This window comes from uncultured Helicobacter sp., from assembly GCF_910577135.1.
GTDB lineage: Bacteria > Campylobacterota > Campylobacteria > Campylobacterales > Helicobacteraceae > Helicobacter_C > Helicobacter_C mastomyrinus.
In genome coordinates this window covers 166,783-179,897 of record NZ_CAJTLL010000001.1, presented here as the reverse complement: position 1 = coordinate 179,897, position 13,115 = coordinate 166,783, and the positions used below count along the sequence as shown (strand labels likewise).

At 39.3% G+C, this 13,115-nt stretch carries 16 protein-coding genes and 1 pseudogene; 16 read left to right on the top strand and 1 reads right to left on the bottom strand.

What is annotated here, in order from left to right; translation table 11 throughout:
• Window positions 1-9 precede the first annotated feature (9 nt).
• The 9 genes from ccoO to QZ289_RS00860 all read left to right on the top strand — a co-directional run bounded on the left by ccoO (window position 10) and on the right by QZ289_RS00860 (window position 4,902).
• Window positions 10-750, top strand: coding sequence for a cytochrome-c oxidase, cbb3-type subunit II (ccoO, locus tag QZ289_RS00900; RefSeq protein ID WP_295698121.1), 741 nt, complete (start codon window positions 10-12; stop codon window positions 748-750).
• Window positions 747-980, top strand: a complete 234-nt coding sequence (locus QZ289_RS00895; RefSeq protein WP_295698118.1) for a cytochrome c oxidase, cbb3-type, CcoQ subunit — start codon at window positions 747-749, stop codon at window positions 978-980. The genes ccoO and QZ289_RS00895 overlap by 4 nt, the downstream gene beginning before the upstream one ends.
• A complete protein-coding gene (locus tag QZ289_RS00890) occupies window positions 981-1,850 on the top strand; it encodes a c-type cytochrome (RefSeq protein WP_295698117.1) in 870 nt (289 codons plus the stop codon).
• Between the two features lie 10 nt (window positions 1,851-1,860).
• On the top strand, window positions 1,861-2,061 hold the full coding sequence (locus tag QZ289_RS00885) for a DUF4006 family protein (RefSeq protein WP_295698115.1): 201 nt from the start codon (window positions 1,861-1,863) through the stop codon (window positions 2,059-2,061).
• 118 nt (window positions 2,062-2,179) lie between these two features.
• Window positions 2,180-2,836, top strand: coding sequence for a hypothetical protein (locus QZ289_RS00880; protein ID WP_295698113.1), 657 nt, complete (start codon window positions 2,180-2,182; stop codon window positions 2,834-2,836).
• Window positions 2,837-2,850: 14 nt separating this feature from the next.
• Entirely contained in the window at window positions 2,851-3,438 is a 588-nt protein-coding gene (locus QZ289_RS00875; RefSeq protein ID WP_295698111.1) for a hypothetical protein, read from the top strand.
• Entirely contained in the window at window positions 3,438-3,731 is a 294-nt protein-coding gene (locus QZ289_RS00870; protein ID WP_295698109.1) for a hypothetical protein, read from the top strand. Before QZ289_RS00875 ends, QZ289_RS00870 begins: the two co-directional genes overlap by 1 nt.
• Window positions 3,731-4,486, top strand: a complete 756-nt coding sequence (locus QZ289_RS00865; protein ID WP_295698106.1) for a hypothetical protein — start codon at window positions 3,731-3,733, stop codon at window positions 4,484-4,486. Before QZ289_RS00870 ends, QZ289_RS00865 begins: the two co-directional genes overlap by 1 nt.
• The gene (locus QZ289_RS00860) at window positions 4,483-4,902 is read left to right on the top strand and encodes a hypothetical protein (protein ID WP_295698103.1); all 420 of its coding nucleotides are present in this window, start codon (window positions 4,483-4,485) and stop codon (window positions 4,900-4,902) included. The genes QZ289_RS00865 and QZ289_RS00860 overlap by 4 nt, the downstream gene beginning before the upstream one ends.
• Window positions 4,903-5,079: 177 nt before the next feature.
• Here the strand turns inward: QZ289_RS00860 and QZ289_RS00855 are convergent, their stop codons facing one another.
• Window positions 5,080-8,097: an FAD-binding and (Fe-S)-binding domain-containing protein gene (locus tag QZ289_RS00855; RefSeq protein ID WP_295698100.1), complete on the bottom strand. Its 3,018-nt coding sequence runs from the start codon at window positions 8,095-8,097 to the stop codon at window positions 5,080-5,082.
• 97 nt (window positions 8,098-8,194) lie between these two features.
• On the opposite strand from QZ289_RS00855, the gene QZ289_RS00850 reads away from it, so the two are divergent.
• The 7 genes and pseudogenes from QZ289_RS00850 (at window position 8,195) to QZ289_RS00820 (ending at window position 13,114) form a co-directional block, all read left to right on the top strand.
• On the top strand, window positions 8,195-8,296 hold the full coding sequence (locus tag QZ289_RS00850) for a hypothetical protein (protein WP_295698098.1): 102 nt from the start codon (window positions 8,195-8,197) through the stop codon (window positions 8,294-8,296).
• Between the two features lie 15 nt (window positions 8,297-8,311).
• A complete protein-coding gene (locus QZ289_RS00845; RefSeq protein ID WP_295698096.1) occupies window positions 8,312-8,992 on the top strand; it encodes an HNH endonuclease in 681 nt (226 codons plus the stop codon).
• A 4-nt stretch (window positions 8,993-8,996) separates the two neighbouring features.
• Window positions 8,997-9,550: pseudogene (locus tag QZ289_RS00840) on the top strand (DNA adenine methylase); the annotation flags it as partial.
• Between the two features lie 136 nt (window positions 9,551-9,686).
• Window positions 9,687-10,364 (top strand): urease subunit alpha, encoded by a 678-nt coding sequence (ureA, locus tag QZ289_RS00835; protein WP_295698095.1) that lies wholly within the window; start codon window positions 9,687-9,689, stop codon window positions 10,362-10,364.
• Between the two features lie 15 nt (window positions 10,365-10,379).
• Window positions 10,380-12,089 (top strand): urease subunit beta, encoded by a 1,710-nt coding sequence (ureB, locus tag QZ289_RS00830; protein WP_295698093.1) that lies wholly within the window; start codon window positions 10,380-10,382, stop codon window positions 12,087-12,089.
• Window positions 12,090-12,098: 9 nt separating this feature from the next.
• Window positions 12,099-12,611: an AmiS/UreI family transporter gene (locus tag QZ289_RS00825; protein WP_295698091.1), complete on the top strand. Its 513-nt coding sequence runs from the start codon at window positions 12,099-12,101 to the stop codon at window positions 12,609-12,611.
• Window positions 12,608-13,114 (top strand): urease accessory protein UreE, encoded by a 507-nt coding sequence (locus QZ289_RS00820; protein WP_295698088.1) that lies wholly within the window; start codon window positions 12,608-12,610, stop codon window positions 13,112-13,114. Before QZ289_RS00825 ends, QZ289_RS00820 begins: the two co-directional genes overlap by 4 nt.
• Window position 13,115: the final 1 nt, after the last annotated feature.

Below are 13,115 nucleotides of genomic sequence, written 5' to 3'. Positions count from 1 at the left end.
GAATGAGCAATGTTTAGTTTTTTAGAAAAAAATCCATTCTTTTTTACGGTTGCATTCTTGTTGGTGTTTTCTATCGCAGGACTTGTAGAAGTAATTCCGGGCTTTGCCAAAAAAGCTCAACCTATTGAGGGCCTAAAGCCCTATTCTCTACTTGAGACAGCAGGACGTCAGGTCTATATTGCCGAGGGTTGCTATAACTGCCATTCACAGCTTATCCGCCCATTTAAGGCAGAAACTGATAGATATGGTTCATATAGCTTAAGTGGTGAATATGCCTATGATAGACCATTCCTATGGGGTTCAAAACGCACAGGACCAGACTTGCATAGGGTAGGTGATAGCCGCAATGCAGTAGATTGGCACGATGGGCATATGAGAGATCCAGAATCTCGTGTTCCGGGTTCAATTATGCCAGCTTATGAGCATCTCTATACAAAAAATGCTGATTTTGAAACAGCATTTGCTGAAGCCTATACGCAAAAAGTGGTATTTGGTGTACCTTATGATACAGAAGGTGGTGTGCAAATAGGCGCAGAAACTTATCAAAAAGGTAATCCTGCTACACTTAAAGAAGCTCAGGAGATATTTATGAAAGAAGCAGAAACTATCGTTAATGAAATGATAAGCCAAGATGTGAAAGATGCCTTTGCAAGAGGCGAAGTAAAGCAAATTGTAGCACTTATTGCCTATATGAATAGTCTTGGGCAATCTCGCCGCACAGCGACACAAGTATCACAGGCAGCACAATGACAGCAATAGCAGAGTTCTTGGTGCAGTTTATCATCGCCCATCAAAAAGAGATTTATCTCATTGTTACACTTTTGCTTGTAGCATTTTTGTATGGATATGTTTATCATCTTTATTCTTCACAAGCTAAAGGTGTGAAAGATTATGAAAAGTATGCAAATCTTGCATTAAATGATAATCTTGATGATGAACCCATTGAGCCACGAAAACAAAATCCATTAAAGGGGAACTAGATGAATTGGTCAGATAATATAACAACACTAGGGTTACTAGGTGCTTTTGTTATCTTAATACTCACTATCTTTGTGATGGGCGTGTATCTTAAAAAAATTAGAGATAGCAAGGCTGAAGGAGAAGTTGTAGGTGAGAGTTGGGATGGCATTGGAGAACAAACAAACAACCTCCCTGTAGGTTGGGCTGCGTGCTTTTTGGGCGTGCTTATTTGGGGATTTTGGTATATCTTTTTAGGTTATCCCCTCAATGCCTACTCACAAATTGGCGAATATAATCAAGAAGTCCAAAACTATAAAGATAAATATGAGGCGACTTGGAAAAAACTCAATGGTGAGGAATTAAGCAATATGGGACAAAGCATATTCCTTGTGCAATGTTCTCAATGTCACGGCATTACCGCAGAAGGTATGAATGGCAAAGCATCAGATCTTACTAAATGGGGTAAAGAAGATGGAATTATTGATGTTATTAAAAATGGAAGCAAAGGCTTAGGGTATATCGCGGGTGAAATGACACCTCTTGAAATGAGTGATAGTGAGGCTAAAGCCATTGCGGCTTATGTAATGCAGGATATTTCAAATGTAAAAAACACAAAATACCCACTTGAAGTAAATAAAGGTAAAGAGCTTTTTGCTATGCATTGTGCTGCTTGTCATGGTGATGAGGGTAGAGGCAATGGCAGTGGGGTTGATGGATTTGCACCAGATTTAAGCAAATATGGCACGACAGATTATCTAACAGAAGTGCTCTCCAAGGGTAAAAAAGGTATGATTGGTATTATGCCTTCATTTGAGTATGCAAATTTTCATCCTAATCAAAAAGAAGCGTTGAATGCGTTTATCCGCTCTTTAGAATCTCAAGCAGAGTAAGGAGGCTTGTATGAATGGTTTGTTTGGACTTAATGGTTTAACAGGATTTTTCATCGCGGTAGTGCTTTTGCTAAGTGTTGTTGCGGGGCTAGGCACTTGTGCTATCCTCACGCAAAAATCGGTAGCAACTGATTATTACAAAATTATTGATGCAACAGAAATTAAGCAAAAAAACACTGATAATGCAAAATACCGCACAGATGTACAATAAGGAGGCAGTATGAAACTCACATTGATTGAAAAATTACTTGGAGGATTAATTGTCCTCACTATTGTTATGACAATTATCATTCCTTTTATCCCTAACTTCTTCTTACATTTGGTTTAAAATGCTTTTATGGTTAAGGAGGCTAGCATTTGCTAGCCTCTGTCTGTCCCTTTCTTATGCAAATGACGCTAAAACATCTTATGTTATTGATAATCCCCATTGGCTACTTATCCCTAAAAGCGTAGAATTTGTAGAAATCCTTTCAAATGAGCTTTTCTCAAAAACGGGTTATTCTCTCTATGTTGCCGTTATTGATAAAATCCCAGAATCTACACAAGAGGATAATACAGACAAAAACCAACACACAGCAAAAGAGTGGCAAAAGATTCAGCGCGATACCTATAAGCAATCCCTCACACAGAATCTCAAAGCCCCTTATAGCATCATTTTTTTTATGAAAAATGATGAAAAAATGGGGATTATCAGTTCACAGCCCAATACCTACTTTGATGAAGAAAAAGTATATTTTGAATATATGGTGCCACTTTTGCCTAAGCAAAAAGACGAAGCCCTCACGCCCCAACTCATTTCAGCCGTTGTGCTTAATGGTTATGTGTCTGCAGCGGATATGATAGCTTCACATTTTGACGTGGGACTTGAAAATAATATGCCCATTGATGAGAGCGGCGGGCGGGAATTTGTGCGATTCAGTATGTATGCTATGTTGTTTATTATGTTTGGTCTTATTGGCATTATCTATCTCACGCGTAAAAAATAATCAAGGAGTAACAAATGAAAAATAAAAATTACTGGCCCCACGCTATCATAGGTATTTTACTTTTTGGCGTGTTTATGGTGAGTGTTTCTATTGCTATCGCACTTAAAAATCCTATACAAGATGAAGATACTTTCCTAAGCTCAAAACGCGATGTCGATGAACGTATCAATGAGATTATTAAAGAGCAAAATCGCTTCCTTAGCGCATACAAGCTGCATTTCTTTTTTAATAGCCCAAATGAGCAAATCACACTTGCAAACTTTAGCTTTCCTTATATGACAAAGCCATCGCGCCCTAATGATAAAAAAGCCCAAGGTTCTAAAACATATCTCCCACATCAAGGGGAATTTTATGTAGAGCTAATCCCGCTTGATAATACACAAGAAAATATCGCTTCTATACGCCTTTTATTAGATTCTTTCCATCAGGCAAATATGTTTAAAGAAATCAGCACCCTCTCACCCAACCCACAAAACCCCTTGCACTACACTTCAGCCCCTTTGCATCTCTCTGCTGGGCGGTGGAAATTCATCGTTGAAATCACCTATGATGTGGATAAAAAGGCATTTTTTGAGCAAGAAATTTTTGTAAAAGAGAGCTAATGAAGCACAATACATCGCGCCCTGCCTTTATGTTGCTTGATGCGGTTATGGGCATTTGTATCACCGCCATTGCCTTTACCCTTGCCTTTGGCTTCCTCTATACGCTCTCCCCAAGTGTGAGAATCTCTACCTATGAAGTGTATAAGGCGCTTTTTTTTACTCCACATAGCGCACAAACCACCATCACCACGCATTCACAACCTACACTCACTTATGATATTTTAGAGCAGAGCTGCACTAGCCCAAATACATTTGAAACATTGCGCTTTTATAGCCCTACTGACATTCGCTAATGTCTTTCTCCTCACGCTCCACACACAGCGCCTTTTCACTCTTTGAAGCCTTGCTTAGCATTGTTATTCTAGGCGTTATTGGCATTATTTGCAGCTCTATGTTGCTTAGTATCAGTAAGAATCTCGCCTACACAAGAGCCTTAAGCGACACAAGTCCACGTCTTGCCCTGCTAAAGATTGAGAATCTCCTCCAATATGCCATTATTGATTCTATCACCGCAGATAATGGCGCACCCCCGCACTCCCCCACCTCCACGCTTCTTTTTGCTACTTTCTCACAGCCTCTCCTCTTTGGCGGCGGTGTGAAAAATACCACCCAATCCCTAGATGGAGACACACTCCTGCCTAATGCCTCCCTTCTTATAGAATCTCATTATGATGATACATTTACTTTCACGCAACTCAAAGGTTGGCAGAGCGGACAGGAAGTCTATCTCATCACCCAGCCTAAAGAGCCTTTTAAGATATACCATATTGCGCAAGTCTATACTAATGCCCTCCGCCTTGATGATAAGCCTACACACCCCCCACGTCTAATCCTCCCCATACGTTCCCATCGCCTTGCACTACACGATAATACCTTAATGCTTAATAGTGCTCCGCTCATCTTTGATGTTCTCTCTTTTACTGCCACCTCCATTAATCTCCCTCAAGGCACTTTCCTAGAGCTTCATCTTTGTATCAAAGCCCCTGTAAAAGCTCATTGTGAGAGTGGGGGCGTATGGCTTGATGATATGATCGAGGTGCTGCCTTGAATCTTGCTAGCCTACCACCTACTCCATACGAGGACAAATTCCAACAAAGCTCAAAACGTGGAGGATTCTATATCATATATGCTATTTTGCTTATCGTCTCCATAGGACTTGCTTCCACCTTTTATCTCCATCAGTCTTATCATCGCTCATATACACATAGCACACTCCACGCCAAAGCCCAGCTACAACTCTATGCCCGTAGCCTTAAAGATATGGTGATTTTATGCCTCAAAAAGCACGATATGCCTACTTGCCAGATTCAGGAATTTACCTTTCCGCAGGGCTATCATTTCCGTGCAAATCTCACACATCTTGATATGCAAACGATTTTACTCGACATACACGGCTCTATCTTACACCCCTCAACCACCAATATCCTCCGCATAAGCAAACGTTACATCGTGCTTATGCCTTGATTGTTCTAGCTTCCTTACAGATGGAATTATAGCGTAATGGATAGTTCCCCTCCATTGGCTGGAGGGTGAGAGATATATCTTTGAGCGGGAGGGAGGGGGGGGATAGCCACCTTTTACATCTATTGAAGCAGTAAGACACATTTTGCCAATACTCCTCTTTTATCGGCATATATACCTCTAATCTCGTGGGCTACTTACCTCATCAACTAAATAGAGCAGATTCTGCCATATAATATTTGTCTTATCATTTAGCCCAATCTCGCAAGTGCTAGAACTCGCAAAACCCCTTTGAAGCTGCCTTGTTTGTGAATCTACCCTTGTGTAATACTCCTGTTGCGTTTTTGCATAAAATGCCTTAAATTCCCGCAACGCACTCTCATTTAGCTCCGGACAAGTAAAGCCCTTATTCCCTGCAAAGCCACAGCACTGCGTCTTATTATGTTCTATCACCTTGCCTTTCACACACGCCTTTGCGATACTTTCTAAGCTTTTATCCCACTTGCCCTTTTTGGTCGCACACATCGCATACAGGGCTATATCCTCATCAATTGGCGTGATATTAAGCCGCTCTAAAAGCACAGAATCTACAAATTGAGGCATATCATAAATATGCAGTTTGTCTTCTCCCTCTCTTCTAGATTCTATCATTTTTACCTGCTGCATAAGCTCATAGCTGCACGCACTATGGTCGCACACCATACTTACATTCCCGCCAAGCTTTGCTATGCTTGTTTTAAGTGCATTATATGCCTCCTGTGCCTTTTCTAGTGCGATATGCGGATAGTCCTTATATGCCTTGCCACAGCAGAGGTTTCCTAAATTATGCGGGTAAATCACTGCAATATCTGCCTTTTTACAAATAGATTCGAAGACTTCTTGCAAGCTCCGCTTATCCCTCGCCCTCTTTGATGGTGCAAACGCACGATTAATACAAGTGCTAAAATACAGCACTTTCATACGTGTATCATTTGTAGAATCTTGAAAATTTGCCTCTAATGACAAAGGTTTATGCACAAAGTCATTTGCCTGTGGAAAGCTACGAGGCATATAGGGCGTTTTCAATACCTTATGCGCCTTTTTGCTTATCTCACTTACTATATTCGCACCAAAGGCAGAAAATAGCATATTGCTACATTTCACACCTCCTTTTACCGCACTTACCACGTTCGCAAAATGCCTACTTGTCTGTTGTGCTACAAATGTGCTAAATGTGCCTACCATTTGAGGCTTTAGGTTTAAAGCCACCTTTGCAGTATCAATCTCTAGGGGGCAGAGCATCGCACACATCGAGCAAGTAGCACAAGTTTCAATGCCAAAATACGCATAGCCCTCCTTTAGCTCCCTAAGCGCATTTACCTCCTCCGCACTCTTAGATTCTATACTTTCTAATCGTTTGATTTCTTTCCGCAATGCAATACGTTGTCTTGGCGTGAGTGTAAGCTCCTTGCTCGGGCATATTTTCTCACAGAATCCACATTCCATACATTGATTGATAAAGTCCTCTACCTCCGTGCTACCTTTGAGATTCTTCAAATGGATTGTAGAATCTTTAGAGATAATCACATCAGGATTGATAAGGCTTTTTTCATCAAAAATCGCCTTTATGCGCTCATTTATGCGATATGCCTTTGTTCCCCATTCTTTTTCTACAAATGGCGCGACCATTCGCCCCGTGCCGTGTTCTGCCTTTGTGCTGCCTTTAAGAGCGATGACAGAATCTACCATAGCATCCATAAACGCCCCAAATCGCTCACTCTCCTTTTGCTCCCCTAAATGCGGCGTGATGATGAAATGCACATTGCCAGAGAGCGCGTGTCCAAAGATAATGCCCTCATATTTATATTGTTTAAAAAGCCGCGTAATCTCTTCAATGCCTTTTGCAAAAGATTCAATAGGAAAGCAAATATCCTCAGTAATCACAATACTACCACTTGGTCGTAAGCTTGCCGATAAAGGCAGGAGGGCTTTACGTATTTTCCACCACGAAGCCATTTCTACCTCATCTGTGCTAAAGTGTGTCCCAAAAAGGCTAGGAGCGGGTGCTAAAAGTGTGCTTATAGCCTCTACTTTAGATTCTAAGCCTTTTTGCGTAGTATCCTCTAGCTGCACGAGCAGGGCGCATTGCCCTTCTTTGGTGCTCCTTAGCTCTTTTGGCGCGCCCTCTAAATCTTTTGCAGATTTTAAACACGCATAGTCCATTATCTCTGCCGCACTCACCTTATCATCATTACGTGCGAGAATCTGCACCGCCTTTGCCGCACTATTAAGATTCTCATAAAAGAGCAAGGCACAAGCTTTAAAGGCACTATCAGGCACACATTCATACTCCACCCTTGAGACAAAGCCCAAAGTCCCCTCTGCACCGATAAAAATATGATTAAGAATATCCTTTATCTCTGCAAAATCGAGCAAAGCGTTAATGCTATAACCTGTCGTGTTTTTAATCGCAAATTTGCGTTTAATAAGAGCAGAGAGGGCGCTATCTTGCAAAATCTCATTTCTTAGGGCTAGAAGTCCCTCTGTTATGGCTTTACCCCTTTTTGTGCGTAAGAAAGATTCTAAACTTTCTTTTTCCTCTGCCCTGTGGCTTGTATCAAGCACGAAGCCATTATTGAGAACTACCCGCACAGATTTAATCGTGTTATAGCTATTTTGTTTTACCCCACAGCACATACCGCTTGAATTATTAGAGAAAATCCCGCCAATCATTGCATTATTAATCGTAGCTGGATCGGGTCCTATCTTTTTCCCATAGGGCTTAAGGGCGTCATTTGCCTCACTCCCTATCACGCCGCAATCACAAAAAATACTTTGCGCCTCTTTGTTTATAGATATGTTTTGCCATCTCGCATTTGCTAAGACAAGCACACTATCGCTACAAGCCTGTCCGCTAAGGCTTGTCCCCGCTGCTCGAAAGGTAAGCGCGATATTGTATTTATCGCTTAAATTAAAAAGCCTTTGGATTTCACTCTCATTAAATGCCCTTACCACAGCCTTTGGCACATAGGCATAGCAAGAGGCATCAACGCCATAGGCAAACCGCCGCAAATAATCTGTGTAGATTCTATCTTTGAAAACATCTTGTGCTTCTGTGATGAATCCTCTAAAATCCCTGAATACCTCTGCCTTTGCTTGTGTCTCTGTTTCTGCTTTTGTTTTTGCCTCTGTGGGAGTGGGATTATCTATACTCACCATCTCTTCCTCCTTGTTGTTATCATTGTCATCTAAGGGGCATTATAGCAAAAGCGGCATTAAGCACAAAGAGGTTAGAATATTTTCATAAGGAACATAAATGAAAAAGACAAAAATGGATTTATTTTTAGAGCTTGCCAAACCAGATAGTATGGGGTTTTCACGATGGGTAAATATTACAGAGTTTATTAAGATAATATAAAAATGGGGGCTTGAAATGACTTATGATGAGGCGATAGAAAAAGTAATGCTAGAAAATGGGGAATTTGCCTCGTTGAAATGCTTATATGAATATATTTGGCACTATAAGGACAAAAATGAGATAAGCGGAAAAACGCCTAATAACACCATTCAAGAACGTTGTCAAAGAAATCCAAAGTTTATAAGAATTGCCTATGGCATATATGCGCTTAGAAGCTTTATTAATGATATAGAAAATAAGAATGCAGATATACAAATTATTCTAGATTCTAAGCAGATAAAAACAAGGAATCTTACAGAAAGTCAAAGCCTACAAAATATAAGAATTGGGCAACAAGATTTTAGAAAAGCATTAATACAGACATTAAAAGAATGCCCTATTACACATATACAAGATTTAAAACTTCTTATTGCATCACATATTAAGCCTTGGGTGTTTTGCAGTCATCAAGAAAGGCTTGATGTGTGTAATGGATTGTTGCTATCACCATTGTTTGATAAACTTTTTGATAAAAGTGTAGGACTTATCACTTTTGCGCAAGATAGAGAGATTTTATTTTCAAAGAAAATGGATAGAAGCACTAGAGCATATCTTAATAAATTAAATCTTTTTAATGGAAAAATTATTGAAAATTTGCCAACCAATGGCAGAGAAGCATTTTTAAAATACCATTATCAACATATTTATCAAAAATAAATCTTTAGAAACTGCTGATAGCGTGGCGAATACCGCTTCTGTTTATGGAGCGTTTTTAAAGCATCTTAAAAAAGTGCCACAAGGCAAATGTTTATAACCCCTGCTTATTTTGAATGTAATGAAAATCAACATTTAGTATTTAATGAGGACGCTAATATGCTTATTAAGAGCATTAGTGGTGATATTCTTTACTTAGACCCTCCTTATAATGCTAGAGAGTATGGGGCAAACTATCATCTTTTAAACACCATTGCCCTCTATGATGACTTTATCCCGCAGGGCAAAACAGGCTTAAGAACATATCAAAATCACATTGGTGTAAGAAAGCAAAAGTAGCAAATGAGTTAGAATCGCTTATCAAAAACGCACATTTTGAATGGATTTTTTTAAGCTACAATGATGAGGGATTATTAAGCTTAGAACAGATTAAACAAATCTTTGAAAAATATGGTAAATATGCGCTTAAAAGCCAAAAATACCAGCGTTTTTAAGGCTGATTCTAAACGTGTGTGCAAACAAGATTCTACAATAGAGTATTTGCATATTTTACATAAATAGCTTGTTTGTAGCATATAATAGTGGCAATTCCCACATAATAAAAGCCTAGTTTAAGCCATAAAAAGAGCATTATTTCCTAAATATTAGGATTCTCAAGATTTAATTAATAAAGCAAAGTTTTATATTAAGGATTACAATGCATTTAACACCCAAAGAAACAGATAAACTTATGCTCCACTATGCTGGGGATCTTGCAAAAAAACGGAAAGAAAGAGGTATTAAGCTTAATTATGTCGAAGCTTTAGCGCTGCTTAGTATGGAGATTATGGAACTCGCACGAGAAGGAAATAAAAGTGTGGCTGAGCTTATGAGCTATGGTAGAGAAATACTAAAGACTGAAGATGTGCTTGATGGTGTAGCCTATATGCTCCACGAAGTGCAAGTAGAAGCTACCTTCCCCGATGGCACTAAGCTTGTAACAATCCACAATCCTATACAAGACAATGGAAAGCTAAAACCCGGAGAGTATATCTTAAAAGATGAAGATATACTCCTCAATGTCAATAAAGAATGTATATCTCTCAAAGTAAGCAACCAAGGGGATAGACCTATACAAGTAGGCTCACATTTCCATTTTTTTGAAGTAAATAGATATTTAAAATTTGATAGACAAAAAGCCTTTGGGAGACGTCTTAATATAGCTTCGGGAACTTCTGTGCGATTTGAACCCGGAGAGGTTAAAAATGTGGAGCTTATAGAGTTTGGAGGCAAGAAAAAGATAATAGGATTTAACGACCTAACAAATGGGGTTATTAACCAAGAAAATGAGCAAAAAGCTATAAAAATCGCACAAAAGCAAAACTTCGCAGAATAAGTAAAAAGGAAAGATATGAAAAAAATTTCAAGAAAAGAATATGCTTCGATGTATGGTCCTACAACCGGGGATAGAATAAGGTTAGCAGATACACATTTGCTTGCAGAAATTGAGAAAGATTATACCCTCTATGGAGAGGAGATTAAATTTGGCGGGGGCAAGACAATACGTGATGGTATGGCACAATGTGCGAGTGATTATCCAAATATGCTTGATTTAGTGATTACAAATGTAGTTGTTATTGACTATACAGGTATTTATAAAGCTGATATTGGTATAAGAGAAGGCAAAATCGTAGGTATTGGCAAAGCCGGGAATCCAGATACGCAAGATGGTGTAGGGGAAAATATGATTGTTGGGACTAATACTGAAGTTGTGGCAGGAGAAGGGCTTATACTCACTGCTGGAGGCGTTGATACGCATATTCACTTTATCTCTCCTACACAGATTCCAACTGCCCTTTATAGCGGGGTTACTACAATGATAGGAGGAGGGGTAGGACCAGCTGCTGGGACAAATGCTACAACCTGCACAAATGGAGAGGTGAATATAAAAAGTATGCTTAAAGCCGCTGAATCCTATACAATGAATCTTGGCTTTTTGGGTAAAGGAAATAGCTCAAGTGAAAGTGCCCTAAGCAAACAAATACAAGCTGGTGCCATAGGCTTAAAAATACACGAGGATTGGGGTTCCACTCCTGCTGCAATCAATCACGCCTTAAATGTAGCAGAACGTTACGATGTGCAAGTAGCCATACATACAGATACGCTTAATGAAAGCGGCTTTGTTGAAGATACACTTAAAGCCATAGCTGGTAGAACGATTCATACTTTCCACACAGAAGGAGCAGGAGGCGGACACGCTCCAGATATTATTAAGGCCGCAGGAGAGGCAAATGTCCTCCCTGCCTCCACAAACCCAACGCTTCCATTTACTAAAAATACACTTGATGAACATTTAGATATGCTTATGGTATGCCATCATTTAGATAAAAATATCAAAGAAGATGTAGCCTTTGCAGATAGTAGGATTAGACCTGAAAGTATTGCCGCAGAAGATGTGCTACACGATATGGGGGTGTTTTCTATCACAAGTTCGGATTCCCAAGCAATGGGACGGGTAGGAGAGGTTATCATAAGGACATGGCAAGTCGCAGATAAATGCAAAAATGAATTTGGAAGCCTTAAGGAAGAGCAAGGCGAAAATGATAATTTTAGAATCAAAAGATACATTGCAAAATACACCATAAACCCAGCTATTGCATCAGGCATTGCTGATTATGTAGGCTCTGTTGAGGTGGGTAAATTTGCTGATTTGGTGCTTTATAAACCTGCATTTTTTGGTGTAAAGCCTGAAATGATTATCAAAAATGGAATGATTGTAGCGGCAAAAATTGGCGATGCAAATGCTTCTATCCCCACTCCTCAGCCTGTAGTGTATGCAAAGATGTTTGGGGCAGAAGGAAAGGCAAAATATGATACAAGCATCACCTTTGTTTCACAAGCTGCTTATGACTTAAAGATTCAAGAAACATTAGGCTTGCAAAAAAGAATTCTGCCTGTCAAAAACTGCCGTAAAATCGGTAAAAAAGATATGAAGCATAATGATATTATCACGCATATAGAAGTCAATCCTCAAACCTATGAAGTAAAAATCAATAATCAAACAATCACCTCAAAAAGTGTAGATAAAGTCCCTCTAGGACAACTTTATAGCTTATTTTAGGAGAAGTAAATGCTAGCTCTTGTTTTACTCTATGTTGGGGCTGTGCTTATTAATAATGGCATTTGCCGCTTAAGTAATATTGATGCAAAAACCACAGCTATTATGAATCTTTTTGTCGCTTTTTTATCCATCACTACAAGCATTATTCTTGTAATATGCGCGAGCGCAACCTCTGCTGAGATTCAGTCTTTTTATGCAGCGGCGATGAGCTTACTTTTTGGATTTACGTATTTGTTTATCGCTTGTAATTTGCTTTTTAACCTCGATTTAAGGGCGTATGGCTGGTATAGCCTATTTGTAGCGCTAAATACTATCCCCGCGGCTTTACTTAGCTATGGTGAGAGCTTTCAAGAAAAGGCTTTTATGTGTATATGGCTTGCTTGGGGAGTGCTATGGTTCATAGGTTTTGTAGAATGTGTACTTAAAATTACATTGAAATGGACGCCTTATTTGGCAATTTTAGAGGGTATTTTCACAGCTTTAATCCCTGCTTGGCTGTTCTTTTTGGGATATTGGCATTGATAATTGTAGAAAAAATTTGTGGCAATATCAAGCATATAGATTCTACAGCACTTAAAATTGATGAAGTAAAAATAGAATGGTTTGATTCGTATAAGAAAATCGCTCGTCTTACATCTCAAGGCAATAAACTCATAGGATTAAAACTTACTAAAACATCTGGCTTAAATGATGGAGATATACTTGCCCTAGAAAATAGTGAAGCGATAGTTGTCTCTATTATCCCCACTTCTGCCATTTGCGTGGGTTTGCACGACTTGGGAAGTGTGGCTCACTTTTGCTATGAGATTGGGAATCTCCACGCTCCTCTATTCTTTGCACAAAATACGCAAGAGTTTCACACACCCTTTGAACCAGTGGTGCAAAGAATGCTTGAAAGGCTTAAGATAGATTTTCAAAAAAAGCCCTGCATTTTAGAATCTAAAAATAGGCTCCAAAGTCTCTTTATGAAAGAACCACAGATGCTTTATAGTCCAAATTTCGAAATTGCATTTAAAAAGGCTTAAA

Coding starts and splice junctions, on each gene's coding strand:
- ccoO (WP_295698121.1), top strand. CDS start 10: ATGTTTAGTTTTTTAGAAAAAAATCCATTCTTTTTTACGGTTGCATTC.
- QZ289_RS00895 (WP_295698118.1), top strand. CDS start 747: ATGACAGCAATAGCAGAGTTCTTGGTGCAGTTTATCATCGCCCATCAA.
- QZ289_RS00890 (WP_295698117.1), top strand. CDS start 981: ATGAATTGGTCAGATAATATAACAACACTAGGGTTACTAGGTGCTTTT.
- QZ289_RS00885 (WP_295698115.1), top strand. CDS start 1,861: ATGAATGGTTTGTTTGGACTTAATGGTTTAACAGGATTTTTCATCGCG.
- QZ289_RS00880 (WP_295698113.1), top strand. CDS start 2,180: ATGCTTTTATGGTTAAGGAGGCTAGCATTTGCTAGCCTCTGTCTGTCC.
- QZ289_RS00875 (WP_295698111.1), top strand. CDS start 2,851: ATGAAAAATAAAAATTACTGGCCCCACGCTATCATAGGTATTTTACTT.
- QZ289_RS00870 (WP_295698109.1), top strand. CDS start 3,438: ATGAAGCACAATACATCGCGCCCTGCCTTTATGTTGCTTGATGCGGTT.
- QZ289_RS00865 (WP_295698106.1), top strand. CDS start 3,731: ATGTCTTTCTCCTCACGCTCCACACACAGCGCCTTTTCACTCTTTGAA.
- QZ289_RS00855 (WP_295698100.1), bottom strand. CDS start 8,097: ATGGTGAGTATAGATAATCCCACTCCCACAGAGGCAAAAACAAAAGCA.
- QZ289_RS00850 (WP_295698098.1), top strand. CDS start 8,195: ATGAAAAAGACAAAAATGGATTTATTTTTAGAGCTTGCCAAACCAGAT.
- QZ289_RS00845 (WP_295698096.1), top strand. CDS start 8,312: ATGACTTATGATGAGGCGATAGAAAAAGTAATGCTAGAAAATGGGGAA.
- ureA (WP_295698095.1), top strand. CDS start 9,687: ATGCATTTAACACCCAAAGAAACAGATAAACTTATGCTCCACTATGCT.
- ureB (WP_295698093.1), top strand. CDS start 10,380: ATGAAAAAAATTTCAAGAAAAGAATATGCTTCGATGTATGGTCCTACA.
- QZ289_RS00825 (WP_295698091.1), top strand. CDS start 12,099: ATGCTAGCTCTTGTTTTACTCTATGTTGGGGCTGTGCTTATTAATAAT.